The following is a 17,980-nucleotide window of genomic DNA, read 5'->3' on the forward strand; positions in this document are numbered from 1 at the left end:
CTGGCGAGCGGTGGTCCGGGCGGCCTGGTGGGTTCGCCTCCGCCGGGGGCGTTCAGCGGTCCCGTTCGTCGGGCCGCCGCTGCGGTTCCGGGTGGCGCTCGTCCGGCTTGGGGGCCGTGGCGCGCCTGGCCTCCGCGCGCAGCAGGGCGCGCAGGACGGCGTACGGATCCTGGGGCATGACGGTGCTCCTTGCTTGCGTCGAGCCGGCTGACCTTGCGTGGGGACGCGGGTCAGTCAGCAGCGCAGGACCACCGTGCGGAGCAGGGGAGCGGCGTACGGCGCCGCCGGGCACGCGCGGATGCCGGGCCGGGCGGGTGCCGGGCCGGGGAGGGGCGCGGGGCGCTCGGGTACGTCGGCCTTGTGGACCGCGCGGGCGGGGGGCCGTACGAGCGCGTCGGGGACGTCGGCGCCATCGGTGCCGTCGTGTTCGAAGGTCCCGGCCGCCACGCCGGACGCGGGGGCCGCCAGGGCCTGCGCCTGGGCGGCCGGCACCCACAGGGCGAGGAGCAGGACGAGCACCCGCAGCCAGGTGCGGCTCCGAAGCCAGGCGCGGCTCCGAGGCCGGTCATGGCTGCGGGGGCGGCGCGGGGTCCTGCTCATGACGGGTGTCTCCCCGGGGCGGACGGCAGGTGCAGCACAGGGGGCCGGAGTTCCGCCCGCTCGGCGTAGGTGGCGTGCATGGTGTTGACGCAGGCGGCGGTTGGGGCGGCGGCCAAGGGTGGGGACGGCGGTTGGGGCGGCGGTCCAGGGCCGGGGCGGCGGTCCACGGCCATGGCGGCGGTCCAGGGTGGGGACGGCGGTCGGGGCGGGTCAGACGGTCTTCGGGATCTGCTTGGCCCGGCCGCGGATGCTGAAGGCGGTGACGATCTCCACGATGCCCACCACGAGCAGCCAGATGCCGCCGACGAGGGTCAGCACGGCGACCGACCTGAACGGCGAGTCGATCAGCACGATGCCGGCGATGAAGGTGAGGATCCCGAGGCAGATCTGCCAGCCGCGGGCGGGCATCCGGGGGTCGGAGGCGGCGGCCAGGGTCTGGGTGATGCCGCGGATCAGCCAGCCGATGCCGATCCACAGGGCGAGCAACAGGATCGACTGGAAGGGCCCGCGGAAGCAGAACAGGCCCAGCAGGATCGACAGGGCGCCGCTGATGAAGGCCAGCACGCGCAGCGAGGTCGTCATGTGCGTGCCGAAGGCGGAGGCCAGCTGGAAGATGCCGCTGATGAGGAGGTAGAGGCCGAAGAGGACGCCCGCCGCGAGCAGGGAGGCGCCCGGCCAGACCAGGACCAGGATCCCCAGGATCAGCGAGGCGATCCCGGTGCCCAGGACCACCTGCCAGGCGGCCCGGGACAGGGCGTGCAGGGGGCCCTCGAACGGCGGCTCCGGCTCGTGCTCGCGCCGGCCGCCCCGGGCCTGGGCCGCGTGGACGCTCCGGTCGTCGTACTGAGGGCCCGGGTTGGGGCCGCTGCTCGGTACCTCGGTCATGCTTCATGCTGTGAGCGGGCGGCCGGGTCCTGCCATCGGGGGAGGGCCGGTCGGGTGACGGCACCCCGCACCCGGGTCCGAGGCGTTCCGCGTGCCCTGTTCCCCGAAGGTCTTCATTTCCCGGAGATCTTGGCCGACTTGGCCGACTTGGCCGCGGCCTTCATTTCCTGCTTGTGCGCCCGCACCTTGTCCAGCGACTCGGGCCCGGTGATGTCGGCGACCGAGCGGAAGGACCGCGCCTCGCCGTACGCGCCCGCGGCCTCCCGCCAGCCCTGGGGCGTGACGCCGAGCTGTTTGCCGAGCAGCGCGAGGAAGATCTGGGCCTTCTGCTTGCCGAACCCGGGCAGGTCCTCCAGCCGTTTCAGCAGTTCGGCACCGGTCGGGACACCCCGCCAGACCGCCTCGGCGTCCCCGTCGTGGTGCTCGACGAGGTACTGGCACAGCTGCTGGATCCGCTTGGCCATCGAGCCCGGGTAGCGGTGCACGGCCGGCTTCTCGGCGAGCAGCGCGGCGAAGGCCTCCGGGTCCATCGCCGCGATCTCGTGCGGGTCGAGGTCTCCGCCGGCCCCGGCGCCGAGCCGGTCGGCGATGGTGCGGGGGCCCTTGAAGGCCCACTCCATCGGCACCTGCTGGTCGAGCAGCATGCCCACCAGCGCGGCGAGCGGGGAGCGCCCGAGCAGCGCGTCGGCCTCCGGGTCCTGGGCGAGATGCAGGGTGACGTCCATGCGTCGATGATCGCCCGCCCGCGCGCGGGACGCAGCCGGGGTGCAACGGGACACCTTGTCGCGAGGTCTCCTCCACCTCTCGCGTACGATCCCTCCACAGAGCTGAAACTTAGGCAAGGCTAACCTAAAGTGAAGGGGATTCCGGGTGACCACCGAGACCTACCGTGACGCCTGGGGCATCCCCCACCTGCGCGCCTCCAGCGCCGCTGAACTCGCGTACGCCCAGGGTCGGGTGACCGCGCTGGACCGCGCCTGGCAACTGGAGGTGGAACGCCACCGGGCCCAGGGCAGCTCGGCGTCCTTCCTCGGTGCCGCCGCCGTGTCCTGGGACGTCCTGGCCCGCCGGGCCCGCCTGGACGACACGGCCCGCCGCTGCTTCGCCGCGCTGGACCGCCGGGACCCCGAGACGGCCGACTGGGTCCGCCGTTACGTCGACGGCGTCAACGCGGGCCTGCCGGAGGGCGCCCGCCGCACCCCCGAGTTCGCCCGCGCCGGCCTCACCCCCGGCCGCTGGGAGCCCTGGACTCCGCTGGGCGTCTGGCTCGCGGCACACCTCCTCTTCGCCGGTTTCCCCGCCAAACTCTGGCGCGAGCAGGCGATACGGCACCTCGGGCCCGACGCGGTCGGCCTGTTCGCCACCGACGGGCCCGGCACGGCCGGCAGCAACGGCTGGCTGCTCTCCGGCGCCCGTACGGCGACCGGTCACGCCCTGATCGCGGGCGACCCGCACCGCTTCATCGAGGACCCCGGCGTCTACCAGCAGATCCGCCTCTCCTGCCCCGAGTTCGACGTCATCGGCCTGGCCGTCCCCGGCGTCCCCGGCATCGCCCACTTCGGCCACACGGGCTCCGTCGCCTGGGCCATCACCAACGCCATGGCCGACTACCAGGACCTCTACCGAGAACGCCTGCGCCGCACCGGCGCCGGCATCGAGGCCCTGGGCCCGGACGGCCACTGGCACCGCGCCACCCGCCACACGGAGACCGTGCACATCGCGGGCGAACCCTCCCTGGAGATCGAGGTGATCGAAACGGCCCGGGGCCCCGTGATAGCCGGCGGCCCGGAGGGCCTGGAGGCGGGGCTCACTCCGGGAGGGCCGTACGGGGCGCAGGCCGCGGAATCGCCGTACGACGCGGAAAGCACCGAGCCGCTGGGCGGAGGGGTGACGGCCGAGCCACTCGGGGGAGGCGAGACCGACGAGCCACTGCATGAGGCGGAGGTCGCTGAGCTGCTCTACGTCTCACAGGCCGCCGAGCCGCCGTCCGACGCGGGGTTGGCCGAGCCGCCATACGTCCCGCAAGCCGCCGGGCCGCCGTACGCCCCGGAGGCCGCCGGGCCGCCGTACGACACGAACTCCGCCGAGCCGCCGTACGCCGCGGAGGCCGCCGAACCACCGTCCGACGCGAAGTCCGCCGTATCGCCGCACGCTCCGCAAGCCACCGAGCCGCTCTACGAAACGAAGTCCGCCGAAGCGCCGTACGACCCGCGAGCCGCCGACGGCGAAGGCGCCCGACCGGGGCTGCCACCCGCACCCGACGGCGAAACCGTCACCGTTGGTGCGGGTGGGAACGGAATCCTCGCCGAAGGCGGAGCCGAGGCGCTGGCCCTGCGCTATCCACCCCGGGTCACCGCGGACCTCGGCTTCAGTGCCCTCCTCCCCCTCCTCAGGGCCCGCACGGTCCAGGACATCGACCGCGCCCTGGACCACTGGGCCGAACCCGTCAACGTGGTCCAAGCGGCCGACACCGCCGGAGGCACCCTGCACCGCACAGCCGGCCGCGTCCCCCTGCGCGCCGAGGCCAACCTCCGCCACCCGGTCCCCGCCTGGGAACCCGGCCACGAGTGGCACGGCACGCACCGGACGCTGTACGCCGACCCCGAACCGCCCGACGGCATCGCGGTCATGGCCAACCAGCGCACCCTCGCCGCCCCCCTCGGCATCGAGTTCGCCCCACCCCACCGCGCCGACCGCATCCGCGCCCTCCTCGACACCCGCCGCACCTGGACCGCCGACGCCCTGCCCGCGATCCACACCGACACCCACCTCGGCTCCGCCGGCCCCCTGCTGGACCACCTCGCCGCCCTCGACGACCTCACCCCCGACGCCGCCCGCCTGCGCGACCGCCTCCTCGTGTGGGACCGCCGTATGGACGCCGGCAGCGCCGACGCGGCGGCCTACTCCGCGGTGCGCGGCGCGGTCGTACGCCACCTCGCGGCGCATCCGGTGTTCGCCCCGCTCGCCGAGCCCCCCGCCTACCCGGAGGTGCTGCTCCCCTGGCTGGCCCTCGTCCCGCGCATCGGCTACGCCCTCGAACACCTGCTGCGGGCCGAGAAGTTGTACGGCATCGACCGCCCCGCCGCCGTCCGCGCGGCCCTGGAGGAGGTGGCCGCCGCGCCCCCGTCCGGCACCTGGTCCGACACCCACCGCCTGGCCCCCTGGCGCGCGCTGCCGGGAGAGCCGTACGACGAACCCGGCCTGGCCGGCGACCACGACTGCGTGCTGTGCACCTCCGCCGTCCCCGGCCTGACCGACCGCGCGGCCCGCGGCCCCGCCGCCCGCTACGTCTGGGACCTGGCCGACCGCGAGAACAGCCGCTGGGTGGTCCCCTTCGGCGCGGACGGCGCCCCCGGCTCACCCCACCACCGCGACCAACTCCCCTTGTGGCTCAGGGGAGATCTGGCCCCGGTCGTCACCGACTGGACCCTGCTGACCCCGCTGGAACGTACCGAGGAAACCCCATGACCGACCTCTTCGAACAGCACACCGACCCCTTCGGCACCGTCCGCATCCGCCCCCTCGACCCGGCGTCCGACGCGGGCGTGATCCATAACTGGGTCAGCGAGGAACGCGCCGCCTTCTGGGGCATGACCGGCCTCACCCGGGACCAGGTCGCCGACATCTACGCCCACATGGCCGGCCTCGACACCCACCACGCCCACCTCGTCACCCTGGACGGCACCCCGGCCGCCCTGTTCCAGACGTACGAGCCGGCCGCCGACCGGGTCGGCGAGTGCTACGACGTGCTCCCGGGCGACCTCGGCGTCCACGTCCTGCTCGCCCCCGCCGGCCCGGCCGGCCCGCGCCCCGGCTGGTCCTCGGCGCTGCTGACCGCGATGGCGACGTACGCGCTGCGCATCCTCGACCGGCGCCGGCTCGTGGTCGACCCGGACGTCCGCAACACCAGGGCGATCGCCCGCTTCGAGCGCGAGGGCTTCGTCCGCGGCCCTGCGGTCGTCCTGCCCGAGGTGGACCTCCCCGATGTGTACCTGCCGGAGAAGCACGCCCAACTCGCCTTCCTGGACCGGTCCGTGGCCTTCCCCGGCGACTAGCCTTCTCTCCGTGCCGCCGACACCGGAAGACCCGACACCGGAAAAGCTGATCGCCCACTACGCCCTCGTACCCATCCCCCGCGAAGGCGGCCTGTACCGGCGGACCTGGACGGGGCCCGCGCGCCCGGACGGACGTCCCGCGGGGACCGCCATCGTCGCCCTGCTCACCGCCGACGACTACTGCGCCCTGCACCGCCTGCCCACCGACGAGATCTGGCACTTCTACCTCGGAGACCCGCTCCACCTGCTGCTCCTCGCCCCCGACGGCACCACCCGCACCGCCGTCCTCGGCCCCGCACCGCTGTCCGGCCAGCACGTCCAGCTGACCGTGCCCGCCCGCACCTGGATGGGCGCGCGGGTCGCTCCGGGCGGCGCGTGGACGCTCTTCGGCACCACGATGGCCCCCGGATTCACCGAAGCGGACTACGAACACGGCGACCCGGCCACCCTGACGGCGCGTTACCCGTCCGAAGCCGTCCGCATCACGGAACTGTCCCGCCCATGAACGCGAACCTTCTCGACGGACAGACCGCCCTGGTGACCGGCGCGGGCGGCGGCATCGGCCGCGCCATCGCCCTGCGCTTCGCGGAGCAGGGTGCGGCGGTGGCCCTGCACTGCCGTACGGCGGTGGACGCGGCCGGTGAAGTGGCGGCCCGGATCCGGGAGTCGGGCTGCGCGGCCGTCGTCCTGCGGGCGGACCTGACGGACGAGGACGCCTGTCACCGCCTGGTCCACGAGACGGCCGACTGGTCCGGCGGCCGCCTCACCGCCCTCGTCAACAACGCGGCCGTACAGCCGGTCCAGCCCCTGCCCGGGATGGCGGCGGCCGAGTGGCGTGAGGTCGTCGACACCGACCTCACCAGCGTCTTCGCCTGCACCCAGGCCGCGGCCGATCACATGCGGGCACACGGCGGCGGCACGATCACTCACATCGCCTCCATCGAGGCCGCCCGGCCGGCTCCCGGCCACGCCCACTACAGCGCGGCCAAGGCGGCGGTGGTGATGCACGCGCGCGCGGCGGCTCTGGAGTACGGCCCCGACGGCATCCGCGTCAACACGGTCTCGCCCGGTCTGATCGCCCGCGAGGGGCTGGCGGAGGCCTGGCCGGACGGCGTACGCCGCTGGCTCGCCGCCGCCCCCACCGGCCGCCTGGGCCGCCCCGAGGACGTGGCCGACGCCTGCGTGTTCCTGGCCTCGCCGCTCGCGAGCTGGATCACCGGGCACGACCTGGTCGTGGACGGCGGCATCTCGGCCCGCCCGACGTGGTGAGCAAGTCGGCGGATCTCTGCGTACCTGTACAGAGGCCTGACGAAGGCACAGGGAGGGGACGAGGTGCTGCCGTACGACCACCACCGATGGGCACGACGCCTGACCCTGCTCTGCGCGGGCCTCTTCCTCCTCCTGCTCGGCACCGCCTCCCCGGCGTCGGCCCACGCGGCCCTGCGCACGACCGACCCCACCGACGGAACCATCCTGCGCACGGCCCCCCGGCAGGTGACCCTGACCTTCACCGAGTCGGTCAGCCTGCTCACCGACTCCTTCCGCGTCTACGACCCCACCAACCACCGCGTGCACACGGGCGCGGCCGGCCACACCCCCGGCCGCTCGGACACCGCCCGCGTCTCCCTGCCCGCCCGGCTCGCCACCGGCACCTACACGGTCGCCTGGCGGGTGGTGTCGGCGGACAGCCACCCGGTGTCCGGCGCGCTGACGTTCTCCGTCGGTGAACGGACCGCGACCACGGCGACCGGCGCCGCCGGCGACACGGAGAACCCGGCAACGGCGGCCCTGTACAACATCGCGCGCTACCTCGCCTACCTCTCCCTGGCCCTGCTGCTGGGCACGGCCGCGTTCGTCGCGTACTGCCGCCCTCCGCAGGCGGCCCCGCTGCGCACCCCGGCCGTGACGGCGGCCTGGACCCTGATCGCGTCGACGCTGGCCCTGTTCGCCCTGCGCGCCCCGTACGAGGAGGGCACGGCACCGGCCCGCGCCCTCTCCCTGACCTCCCTCGCCCGTACGGCGACGACCCGCCCCGGCGAACTCCTGCTGGCCCGTCTGGCGTTGCTGCTGCTGGCCGCGGCCACGGTCGCCCTCCTGCGGGCTCGCCGCAGAAGACTCCCACGCCGCGCGACGCTCGCCGTGGCCGCGACGGTGTCCGTCCCCCTGTCCCTGACCTGGTCGGCCGCCGAACACGCCTCGGCGGGCAGCCAGGTTCCGCTGGCGATCACCTCCGCCACCCTCCATCTGCTCGCCATGGGCGCCTGGCTGGGCGGCCTGGCCGCGCTCCTGCGGACCCTGTCCCGCAACCCCTCCCTGCCCCTGTCGGTCCCGGCCCGCTTCTCCCGCCTGGCCCTCACCTCGGTGACGGTCCTGGCGGTGACCGGCGTCTACCAGTCCTGGCGGGGCCTGGGCTCCTGGCAGGCCCTGACGGACACGACGTACGGCCGTACCCTGCTGGTCAAACTGGCCACGGTGGCCGCGCTCCTGCTGGCGGCGGCCTGCTCCCGCAGCTGGATCGCCCGCGCGACCCGGTCCCGGGCACAGACGCACACGACGACCCCGGCCCCGGCCCGCATCCCGGAACCGGCGACGGGCCCCCCGCTCCCGGAGGAACCCCCGAAGCCGCCCGCACCCGCGCCCCTCCCCCTTTCCCTCCTGCGCCGCTCGGTGCTGGCGGAGGCGGCCGTGGCGATGGTGGTCCTGGCCGTGACGACGCTCCTGACGAGCACGGTGCCCGGCCGCACGGCCACCGAGACGGCGGAACCGGGCGGACCGGTGGCCGGCATTCCGACGGCCTCGGTGACGACGATCCCCTTCGACACCGGCACCCCGGGCGGCCACGGCACGCTCCAGGTCACCCTGGACCCGGGCCGGGTGGGCCGGTCCTCCGTCCAGGCCGTGGTCTACGGCCCCGACGGCGGCCTGTCCACGGTCCCCGAACTCCGCATCACCCTCACCCTCGCCGCTCAGCGCATAGGCCCCCTGGACACCAGGGTCACCGACCGGGGCGGCTACTGGGCCACCGACTCCTTCACCCTCCCGATCCCGGGGACCTGGACGATGAAGGCGACGGTACGGATCTCGGACGTGGACCAGGTGACGGTGTCGGCGCCGGTGCGGGTGGCGCGGTAGGTCACGGGCCGGACCATGCCGTCGATCTCCTCGGCGGAGATCATGCCCCGCTCGCTCCATACGGCGAGGACGGGACGGCCGATGCCCGGCCACGCGTCCCAGGAGGAGCGGCGGGACTGGCCGGCCAGGACGGCCCGGTGCAGGGCGAGTTGTGCGGCCACGGCCACGACATCGGTAACCGGCGCTGTGCGAACGGGCCCGCGTACGCCCTGGTCAGGACGCACGCGGGCCCGTTGTCCGGGTGGGATCGGTGTCCCGCCGGAGTACCGGTCAGCTCAGCCGGTAGCCGTTGTAGCCGTATCCGATCTTGACGCGGGAGGCCAGCGGGTGGGAGACGTCGCCCGTGCCCTGGTACAGCCACAGGTTGCCGCTGCTGTCGCGGGCGATCAGGTCGGAGTGACCGTTGCCGGTCATGTCCCCGTTCATCACGTACGCGGTGTAGTGGAAGCCCCAGCCGATCTTCACGCGGGACGCCAGCGGGTGCGACGGGTCGCCGGTGCCCTTGTACAGCCACAGGTTCCCGGAGGAGTCCTGGGCGAGCAGGTCGAGCTTGCCGTCGCCGGTGAAGTCGCCCTTGCCGAAGATGTTGGCGCCGTACGTGTTCCAGCCGTAGCCGAGCTTGACGCGCGAGCCGAAGGTGCCGTGGCCGGTGCCCGGGTAGAGCCAGAAGTTGCCGCTGGAGTCGACGGTCAGCAGGTCCTGGTGGCCGTCACCGGTGACGTCGCCGGGCGCGAGCATGACCTTCATGGCGTTCCAGCCGGAGCCGATCCTGGTGACGTCGGCGTTGCCGGTGGACAGGTTGAGGTGCTGCCAGTACAGGGTGCCGTCGGTGGTGCGCACCAGCAGGTCGGCGTAGCCGTCGCGGTCGAGGTCGGCCTGGCGCACCAGGTTGACCCCGCTCCAGTCGCCGAGCGGGATCCGGGTCCCGAAGGAGGTGCCGCGCGAGTCGTACTCGTAGCCCTGGCCGTTGGAGGCGATCGCGAACATGTCCGCGCGGCCGTCACCGCTCAAGTCGGTGTCGTCGATGCGCGGTTCGGTCGCCCCGACGTACCTGCTCAGCTTCGTGAAGACGCTGTACGAGCCCTGGGCCACACAGTCCTGCACGCCCCACGACACGACACCGACGACACGTCCGCCCACGACCAGCGGGCCGCCGGAGTCGCCGTTGCAGCTGGCGACGGTTCCGCTGTCGGAGCCGCTGGCCGGCGCTCCGACGCAGGTCATGGCGCCCGCGACGAAGTCGCTGCCGTAGTAGGCCGAGCAGGTCGAGTCGGCGTTCACCGGCACGGTGGCCTTCTGCAGGGTCTGCGAGATGTCCTGGTTGGTGGAGCTGGTGCGCCCCCAGCCGTAGATCTGCGCCTGGGTGCCCGCCTTGTACGACGTGGTGTCGTCGGAGGTGGTGATGGGCAGGGGCTTGGCGCTGATCGGGTTGGGCAGGGTCAGCACGGCGACGTCGTTGACGGCGGTGCCGGCCGAGGTGATCTTGAACGAAGAATCGTTCCACTGACGCCAGACGCCCGTCACCGTGCCGCCGTGGAAGTCGGTGGTGTTGGTCGACGGGTCGGTGGTCGGCAACTGGCTGGTGCCGTAGATGATCGCGCCGTTGTTGTGCCAGTCGTAGCCCGAGACGCAGTGTGCGGCGGTGAGGATCTTCGTGGGCGACACGACGGTGCCGCCGCAGAAGAAGCCGACATCGTCACTGGTGTCGGAGGTGCCCTTGTCGTCGTAGTACCACAGCTGCACCATCCACGGGGCCGTGGAGATGCTGGTGGTCGTACCGCCGATGATGTGCGGGGCGACGGTGCCGGAAGCCGACGGCTGCGGGTCCTGACCGGTGGCGGTGCCGGACGGTGCGCCCGCGCGCGCGGCGGGCCGCAGTGTTGCAGGGGTGTTGGCGGCCGGCGCGGTGAGCGCGCCGTGCACGCGGGCGGTGAGCTGCGACGCGCTGATGCCGCCGTGGCCCTGGACGCCGATGTCTGTCGGCAGCGGCGTCGCGTGGGCGGGCGCCATGACCAACGCGCCGGCACCGCCGAGGAACAGCGTGGCGGCGGAGCGTACGGCTATCCGGCCCCGGCGACCGTGCTTCTTGCCTCTGTGGGCAGAGGACACTCAAGTCTCCTGTGGTGAAGATGCTGGAGGGGGGTGGCATCGAACAGAGGCGGCCGATGCTACTTCCGTCTCACTGATTTTCACCAGACTCATACGCTACAGAAACTTGACGTTTCCGCCGCCGTCGGATCGCGAACGGGCCTGAGATGAAGAAGAGTTGCTGCGGGAGAGGGGGCGCCGGCCTACGTGTGACCGTGCAGCTTGGCGTCAGCGACGGTCCGCGGCGCGGATGGGGATGCTGTCGCTGACGTGGTCGCCGGAGTGTGTGCACAGGCTGTGGATCGCGCAAGGGATCCCGGCAGGTCCTGCGTGCCGACGCCGATCCCGTGCGGTAGACGGCGGGGGTGATGCCGTAGGTGCGGGTGAACCACCGGGTGAGATGGGCCCGGTCCGCGAAGCCGGCCTCGGCTCGTCGGCGGCGACTGGTGCACCGGACGCCTGGAACCGGGCTGCACCCGCCGCGATCCCACCGCTGCCACCGTCTACTTCGCCGAGGCCGGCCTGCACGGATCGTTCCGGGGACTGCCGGACTGAGGTCGCCAGGCGTTGCGTCGGATCCGGCGAGGTCAGAGGAAGGCGGCGAGCCCGTCGAGGAAGCGGTCCACGTCGTCGGTGGTGTTGTAGGGGGCCAGGCCAGCGCGCAGGGCGGGCTCTTCGAGCTTGAGCGCGGTGAACGGTTCGTAGGCGTAGAACGACCCGGCGGGTGCCACCACGTCGCGCGCGGCCAGATGTGCCTGGGCCTCGCGTGCGTCGCGGCCTTCGATGGACATCAGGAGCGTCGGGGTGCGGTCCGGGGCCTTCGAGCGCAGGTTGATGGCGCCGCCCAGAGACTCCAGACCCTCCTGCAGCCGTGCGCGCAGCGTCAGTTCGTGCTCGTGCATGGAGCCCAGGGAGCGGTTCAGGCGCTCCCTGCGCGAGGCCCCCGTGCCCGGGTCCAGCTCGGCGAGGAAGTCGACGGCGGCGGTGGCGCCCGCCAGCACCTCGTACGGCAGTGTGCCGAACTCGAAGCGTTCGGGGACGGAGTCGGGGGACGGCAGGAGCTTGTCCGGGCGCAGGGTTTCGAGGAACTCGGGCGCTGCCGCGAGCACCCCGCAGTGCGGTCCGAGGAACTTGTACGGCGAGCAGACGAAGAGGTCCGCCCCGAGGGCGGGCACGTCCACGAGGTGGTGCGCGGCGTAGTGGACCCCGTCCACGTACACCAGCGCGCCCGCCTCGTGGGCCCGGTCGGCGATCCGGCGTACGGGTGGCTTGGTACCCAGCACGTTGGAGGCCGCCGTGACCGCGACCAGCCGGGTCCGGGACGAGAGGGCCCGCTCGTACGAGTCGAGGTCCAGCTCTGTCGTCTCCGGGTCGATCTCGATCCAGCGGACCGTCACGCCGGCCCGCTCGGCAGCCTGGACCCAGGGGCGGACGTTGGCGTCGTGGTCGAGGCGGCTGAGGACGATCTCGTCGCCCGCGTTCCAGCCCTTGGCCAGGTGGCGGGAGAAGTCGTACGTCAGCTGCGTGGCGCTGCGCCCGTGGACGATGCCGTTCGCGGGCACGTTCAGCAGGTCGGCATAGGCGGCGCGGAAGTCCGCGACGGCGCGCTCGGCGTTGAGCTCGGACGGGCTGACGGTTCCCCGGTTGGACAGGGGTCCGGTGAGTGTCGCGGCGATGGCGTCGGCGACGGGGCGGGGAGTCTGTGTTCCGCCCGGGCCGTCGAAGAAGGCGAGGCCGGTGGCGAGGGAGGGGAAGTGGGCCCGCAGGGCGGTGAGGTCGATGGCCATGGTCTCGGCTTTCTGTCGGGCGGAGTGCCTGGCGTCGCGGTGCCTTTACTCTGGCGCCCACCCCGGAACACGTAAAGCGATGGATCCCGAAGAGAAAGTTCATGAACCGTGAAGTCTCAGCCGGATCTGAAGCTCCTGGCCACCTTCCTGGCCGTCGTGCGCCACGGCTCGATGGCCGAGGCCGCGGCAGAACTCGGATACGTGCCCTCGGCTGTGTCCCAGCACATCGCCGCGCTGGAACGCGACATGGGCGTCGAACTGATCGTCCGCCGCCCCGGCAGCCGGCTGATCCTCACCGCAGCCGGCCGTTCCCTCGCCCAGGCGACCGAGACGCTCTTCGACGCGACCGCGCGGTTCCAGGACACCGCCCACGGCATCGCCCACCGCGAGATCGCCGAGTTGCGCGTCGGGATCTACCCCAGCGCGATGACCTACCTGCTCCCTCAGGTCCTGTCCACGCTCAGGGCTCGCCGCCCGGGCCCCCGGATCCGGCTCGTCGTCGTGGAGACGGACGAGGGCGTGCCGAGGGTGAGGTCGGGGGACATCGACCTGCTCGTCGCCTACCGCTACCTGCCCGAGGACCCGCCGGTCCCGTCCGAGGCGCTGACCATCACCGTCCTGGGTCGCGAACCGCTGGTCCTGGTGACGGGTGCCGAGCCGGGGCGCCCACGCCCGGTGGAGCTGGCCGAATGCCTGGAACGGGAGTGGGTCTCGGGCTACGCGCACAACCCCGACCGGCGTCTGCTGCTCCGCTGGGCCGGAGAGCTCGGGATCGCGCCGCAGGTGACACTGGAGACGGAGGACCTGCACAGCATGCTCGCCATGATCCGGGCCGGTCTCGCGGTGGGCCTGATCCCGGCCACGCTCCTCGGCGCGGTGCACGATGCCGGAGTCGAGCGGGTGGTCCTGCCACCCGGAGCCGCACCGCTCCACCGGGAGATCCTCGCCGTCAGCAGACCCGGCGCGCGTCCCCCGATCGTCGACGAGCTGGTCACGCTCCTGGCTGACGCCGTAGAGGGCGCGTAGTCGTCGGACGGTTTCAAGGTCCGGTGACCACAACCAGACCACAACCAGAACGGCGACCACGCACAACGATGGCCCCGACCGGATTCCGGTCGGGGCCATCGTTCGCCCTGGCGGGCTGAGGCGGAGGATACGAGATTCGAACTCGTGAGGGGTTGCCCCCAACACGCTTTCCAAGCGTGCGCCCTAGGCCTCTAGGCGAATCCTCCGCCGGAAACATTACATGACCGAGGGGAGTGCTCGCGAACCCGTTCCCGCAGGCCCGGATCGGGAGGGGGCGTGGTGCGTGATCGGGTACTGGGCGGGGGCCGGGATCGGGTACTGTGGGCGCAGCCCCTCACGCGGCGCTATCTGACTGAACTCCCCCAGGGCCGGAAGGCAGCAAGGGTAGGTCGGCTCTGGCGGGTGCGTGGGGGGCCCTTCTTTTTCCCGGGTTGTCAGTGGGCGCCTATAACCTCGTATGCGTGTCGTCTCTCGCGCTGTACCGCCGCTATCGCCCGGAGACCTTTGCCGAGGTCATCGGGCAGGAGCATGTCACCGACCCGCTGCAGCAGGCGCTGCGGAACAACCGGGTCAATCACGCGTACCTGTTCAGCGGTCCGCGCGGCTGCGGCAAGACGACCAGCGCGCGCATCCTCGCCCGCTGTCTGAACTGTGAGCAAGGTCCCACGCCGACCCCCTGCGGCGAGTGCCAGTCCTGCCGGGACCTCGCCCGCAACGGTCCGGGATCCATCGACGTCATCGAGATCGACGCCGCTTCCCACGGTGGTGTGGACGACGCCCGTGAGCTGCGGGAGAAGGCCTTCTTCGGCCCCGCGAGCAGCCGCTACAAGATCTACATCATCGACGAGGCCCACATGGTCACGTCGGCCGGCTTCAACGCGCTGCTGAAGGTCGTCGAGGAGCCGCCGGAGCACCTCAAGTTCATCTTCGCCACCACCGAGCCCGAGAAGGTCATCGGGACGATCCGGTCGCGGACGCACCACTACCCCTTCCGGCTCGTCCCGCCGGGGACCCTGCGGGACTACCTCGCCGAGGTGTGCGGGCGGGAGGACATCCCCGTCGAGGAGGGTGTGCTGCCGCTCGTCGTGCGCGCCGGTGCCGGTTCCGTGCGTGACTCCATGTCCGTCATGGACCAGCTCCTCGCCGGTGCGGGTGCGGACGGTGTGACGTATGCCATGGCCACCTCCCTCCTCGGGTACACCGACGGCTCGCTCCTCGACTCCGTCGTCGAGGCCTTCGCCACCGGTGACGGCGCCGCCGCCTTCGAGGTGGTGGACCGCGTCATCGAGGGCGGCAACGACCCGCGCCGCTTCGTCGCCGATCTGCTGGAGCGGCTGCGGGATCTCGTGATCCTCGCCGCTGTCCCCGACGCGGTGGACAAGGGGCTCTTCGACGCTCCCGCCGACGTCCTGGAGCGCATGCAGGCCCAGGCGTCCACGTTCGGCGCCGCCGAGCTGAGCCGCGCCGCCGACCTGGTCAACGAGGGCCTGACGGAGATGCGCGGCGCCACCTCGCCCCGCCTCCAGCTGGAACTCATCTGCGCGCGCGTGCTGCTCCCCGCCGCCTACGGCGACGAGCGCTCCGTGATGGCCCGCCTCGACCGCCTGGAGCGTGGCGTCAACTTCTCCGGCGGCGGTGGCGCGCCCGCCATGGGGTACGTCCCCGGGCCCGAGGCCCACGGCCAGGGCGGCGGTGCGCCGGTTCCGCCCGGTGGCGGTCCCGCCGCGGCTCGGGCTGCCGTCCGCGCGACGGGCGCTCCGGCCGGCGCCCCCGCTCCGGCCGCCGGTACCCCCGCTCCGGCCGCGTCCGGTGCGTCGTACGGCGCTGCCCCGGTCGCGCCCGTCCACGGTGGCGCTGCCGCTCCGGCCGCCCCGCAGCCCGCCCCGGCTCCCGAGCCCGCTCCCGCGGCCACCCCTGCCTCTGCCCCCGCCCCTGCCCCCGTCCCGCAGCCCGCCGCCGCCCAGGCCCAGCCCACGGCCGCCCCCGGCGCCTGGCCCACCGCCGCTCCCGCCGGCAGCGGCCGGCGCCCTGCCGGGGCATGGCCCACGGCCGCCCCGGCGGGCGGACAGCAGGGCAACGCCCCGGGCCGCGGCCCCGCTCAGCCACAGCACCAGCCGGGTCCGGCCCCCACGGCCCCCGCCCCCGCGTCCGCCTCCGCCCCGACGGCCCCAGCCGCCCTCGCTCCGGTCGCCACCGCGCCCCCCGCCCCGGCCGGCGGCCTCGACCCCCGCGCGCTCTGGCCGAACATCCTGGAGGCGGTCAAGAACCGCCGCCGCTTCACCTGGATCCTGCTCAGCCAGAACGCCCAGGTGACCGGCTTCGACGGCACGACGCTCCAGCTCGGCTTCGTCAACGCCGGCGCCCGTGACAACTTCGCGGGCAGCGGCAGCGAGGACGTGCTGCGGGCGGCGCTGGCCGAGCAGTTCAACGTGCAGTGGAAGATCGAGGCGGTCATCGACCCGTCCGGCGGCTCCGCGCCCCCGGCGACGGGCGGCGCCCAGGGCTACGGCGGTGGCTACGGCGGCGCTCCCGCCGGAGGCGCGGGCGGTGGCTACGGCGCCCCGGCCGCACCCCGTCCCGCGGCTCCCCAGGCGGCCCCGCAGGCACCGGTGTCCGCGCAGCCCGGCCCCGCGTCCGCCACGGCGGCACCCGCCCCGGCCCCCCGGCCCGTCTCCGCCCCCGAGCCGCCGCCCGTCGCCCCCGAGGACGACATCCCCGAGGACGACGACCCCGACCTGGACGAGTCGGCCCTCTCCGGGCACGAGCTGATCGTGCGGGAGCTGGGCGCGACGGTGGTGGAGGAGTTCTCGAACGAGTGACGAGGGCCCCGTCGGCCTCATCGGCCTCATCGTCCCGGCCGGCGGCAAACGCCCTCCTCTTCGGAGGAAGGCCTTCGGAGGAAGGGCCTCGGAGGAAGACCTTTGGAGGAAAGCCCAACAAACCCGGCCCCCGACCTTCGGCAACCTTGCCATTAGGCTGACCCCGTGAAGGTCCTCGTCATCGGCAGCGGCGCCCGCGAACACGCCCTGTGCCGCTCCCTGTCCCTCGACCCCGCCGTCACGGCGCTCCACTGCGCCCCCGGCAACGCCGGCATCGCCGAGGTCGCCGAGCTGCACCCGGTCGACGCGCTCGACGGCAAGGCGGTGGCCGAGCTGGCCACGGGCCTCGGCGCCGAGCTGGTCGTCGTCGGCCCGGAGGCCCCGCTGGTCGCCGGGGTCGCCGACGCCGTCCGCGAGGCGGGCATCCCCGTCTTCGGCCCGTCCAAGGAGGCCGCGCAGCTGGAGGGGTCCAAGGCCTTCGCCAAGGACGTCATGGCGGCGGCCGGGGTACCGACCGCCCGCTCCTACGTCTGCACGACCGCCGAGGAGATCGCCGAGGCCCTCGACGCCTTCGGCGCGCCCTATGTCGTCAAGGACGACGGCCTCGCCGCCGGCAAGGGCGTCGTCGTCACCGAGGACCTCGACACGGCCAAGGCGCACGCCGCCGGCTGCGAGCGGGTGGTCATCGAGGAGTTCCTCGACGGCCCCGAGGTGTCCCTCTTCGCCATCACCGACGGCGAGACGGTCCTGCCGCTCCAGCCCGCCCAGGACTTCAAGCGCGCCCTGGACGGCGACGAGGGTCCGAACACCGGCGGCATGGGCGCGTACTCGCCGCTGCCGTGGGCCGACCCGAAGCTGGTCGACGAGGTGCTGGAGACGGTGCTGCAGCCGACCGTGGACGAGCTGCGCCGCCGCGGCACGCCGTTCTCCGGCCTGCTCTACGCCGGTCTGGCGATCACCGGCCGCGGGGTCCGGGTCATCGAGTTCAACGCCCGTTTCGGCGACCCCGAGACCCAGGTCGTGCTGGCCCGTCTGCGGACCCCGCTGGCCGGGATCCTGCACGCCGCCGCCACCGGCACCCTCGCCGATCTGCCGCCCCTGCGCTGGAGCGAGGACGCGGCCGTCACGGTCGTCGTCGCCTCGCACAACTACCCCGGCACCCCCCGCACCGGCGACCCGATCACCGGTCTGGACGAGGTGGCCGCCGAGGACGCCCCGCACGCGTACGTGCTGCATGCCGGGACCAGGCAGGACGGTGACGCCGTCGTCAGCGCGGGCGGGCGAGTGCTGTCCGTCACGGCCACCGGCACGGACCTGACCGAGGCGCGCGAGCGGGCGTACCGGGCGGTGGGCCGGATCCGGCTGGACGGCTCCCAGCACCGCACCGACATCGCCGCGAAGGCGGCGCGGGACGCGCAGGCGACCGCCTGACCTGCCCGCTCCTGATGCAGGCCCCGGATCCAACGATCCGGGGCCTGATCCTTGCTGTCTGTCACCCACCTCTGACCAAAGCCATTCCATCGAGTGAGCAATCGCCCATATGGATGACGCGGACCGGGGCCCCAACTAGGGTGCCGCGCAAGCCTTC

Annotated in this window: 14 protein-coding genes, 1 tRNA gene and 1 other RNA gene; 9 read left to right on the plus strand and 7 right to left on the minus strand. The window is 73.3% G+C overall.

The genetic code is table 11. The features are described 5' to 3' along the window. Positions 1 to 52: 52 nt before the first annotated feature. The 4 genes from O1G22_RS21815 to O1G22_RS21830 all read right to left on the minus strand — a co-directional run bounded on the left by O1G22_RS21815 (position 53) and on the right by O1G22_RS21830 (position 2,210). Entirely contained in the window at positions 53 to 178 is a 126-nt protein-coding gene (locus O1G22_RS21815) for a hypothetical protein (RefSeq protein WP_270082871.1), read from the minus strand. A 56-nt stretch (positions 179 to 234) separates the two neighbouring features. Further along, entirely contained in the window at positions 235 to 600 is a 366-nt protein-coding gene (locus O1G22_RS21820; RefSeq protein ID WP_270082872.1) for a hypothetical protein, read from the minus strand. Between the two features lie 210 nt (positions 601 to 810). Beyond that, positions 811 to 1,485, minus strand: coding sequence for an HdeD family acid-resistance protein (locus O1G22_RS21825; protein ID WP_270082873.1), 675 nt, complete (start codon positions 1,483 to 1,485; stop codon positions 811 to 813). Between the two features lie 113 nt (positions 1,486 to 1,598). Then, on the minus strand, positions 1,599 to 2,210 hold the full coding sequence (locus tag O1G22_RS21830) for an HhH-GPD-type base excision DNA repair protein (protein WP_270082874.1): 612 nt from the start codon (positions 2,208 to 2,210) through the stop codon (positions 1,599 to 1,601). Between the two features lie 145 nt (positions 2,211 to 2,355). On the opposite strand from O1G22_RS21830, the gene O1G22_RS21835 reads away from it, so the two are divergent. The 5 genes from O1G22_RS21835 (at position 2,356) to O1G22_RS21855 (ending at position 8,672) form a co-directional block, all read left to right on the plus strand. Next, on the plus strand, positions 2,356 to 4,953 hold the full coding sequence (locus O1G22_RS21835; protein ID WP_270082875.1) for a penicillin acylase family protein: 2,598 nt from the start codon (positions 2,356 to 2,358) through the stop codon (positions 4,951 to 4,953). Next, complete coding sequence (locus O1G22_RS21840) at positions 4,950 to 5,540, plus strand: GNAT family N-acetyltransferase (RefSeq protein ID WP_270082876.1); 591 nt, start codon at positions 4,950 to 4,952, stop codon at positions 5,538 to 5,540. The genes O1G22_RS21835 and O1G22_RS21840 overlap by 4 nt, the downstream gene beginning before the upstream one ends. Positions 5,541 to 5,550: 10 nt before the next feature. After that, entirely contained in the window at positions 5,551 to 6,045 is a 495-nt protein-coding gene (locus O1G22_RS21845; RefSeq protein ID WP_270082877.1) for a cupin domain-containing protein, read from the plus strand. Next, entirely contained in the window at positions 6,042 to 6,809 is a 768-nt protein-coding gene (locus O1G22_RS21850) for an SDR family NAD(P)-dependent oxidoreductase (protein ID WP_270082878.1), read from the plus strand. Before O1G22_RS21845 ends, O1G22_RS21850 begins: the two co-directional genes overlap by 4 nt. A gap of 63 nt (positions 6,810 to 6,872) precedes the next feature. After that, positions 6,873 to 8,672 carry a copper resistance CopC/CopD family protein gene (locus O1G22_RS21855; RefSeq protein ID WP_270082879.1) on the plus strand — a complete coding sequence of 600 codons (1,800 nt, stop codon included), beginning with the start codon at positions 6,873 to 6,875 and terminating at the stop codon, positions 8,670 to 8,672. A 270-nt stretch (positions 8,673 to 8,942) separates the two neighbouring features. On the opposite strand, the gene O1G22_RS21860 is transcribed toward O1G22_RS21855, so the two are convergent. Then, complete coding sequence (locus tag O1G22_RS21860) at positions 8,943 to 10,781, minus strand: trypsin-like serine protease (RefSeq protein ID WP_270082880.1); 1,839 nt, start codon at positions 10,779 to 10,781, stop codon at positions 8,943 to 8,945. A gap of 566 nt (positions 10,782 to 11,347) precedes the next feature. Then, a complete protein-coding gene (locus O1G22_RS21865) occupies positions 11,348 to 12,547 on the minus strand; it encodes a cysteine desulfurase-like protein (RefSeq protein WP_270082881.1) in 1,200 nt (399 codons plus the stop codon). A gap of 108 nt (positions 12,548 to 12,655) precedes the next feature. Between O1G22_RS21865 and O1G22_RS21870 the strand changes: the two genes are divergently transcribed. Next, on the plus strand, positions 12,656 to 13,573 hold the full coding sequence (locus tag O1G22_RS21870) for a LysR family transcriptional regulator (RefSeq protein WP_270082882.1): 918 nt from the start codon (positions 12,656 to 12,658) through the stop codon (positions 13,571 to 13,573). A gap of 121 nt (positions 13,574 to 13,694) precedes the next feature. Here O1G22_RS21870 and O1G22_RS21875 read toward each other — a convergent pair. Next, a tRNA-Ser gene (locus O1G22_RS21875) sits at positions 13,695 to 13,779 on the minus strand. Positions 13,780 to 13,898: 119 nt separating this feature from the next. On the opposite strand from O1G22_RS21875, the gene ffs reads away from it, so the two are divergent. From ffs to purD, 3 genes are all read left to right on the plus strand, one after another. After that, an RNA gene (ffs, locus tag O1G22_RS21880) (signal recognition particle sRNA small type) lies at positions 13,899 to 13,995 on the plus strand. A gap of 39 nt (positions 13,996 to 14,034) precedes the next feature. After that, positions 14,035 to 16,392, plus strand: a complete 2,358-nt coding sequence (locus tag O1G22_RS21885) for a DNA polymerase III subunit gamma and tau (RefSeq protein ID WP_270082883.1) — start codon at positions 14,035 to 14,037, stop codon at positions 16,390 to 16,392. 165 nt (positions 16,393 to 16,557) lie between these two features. Continuing rightward, positions 16,558 to 17,823 carry a phosphoribosylamine--glycine ligase gene (purD, locus tag O1G22_RS21890; protein ID WP_270082884.1) on the plus strand — a complete coding sequence of 422 codons (1,266 nt, stop codon included), beginning with the start codon at positions 16,558 to 16,560 and terminating at the stop codon, positions 17,821 to 17,823. Positions 17,824 to 17,980 lie beyond the last annotated feature (157 nt).

It is taken from the genome of Streptomyces camelliae (assembly GCF_027625935.1).
GTDB lineage: Bacteria > Actinomycetota > Actinomycetes > Streptomycetales > Streptomycetaceae > Streptomyces > Streptomyces camelliae.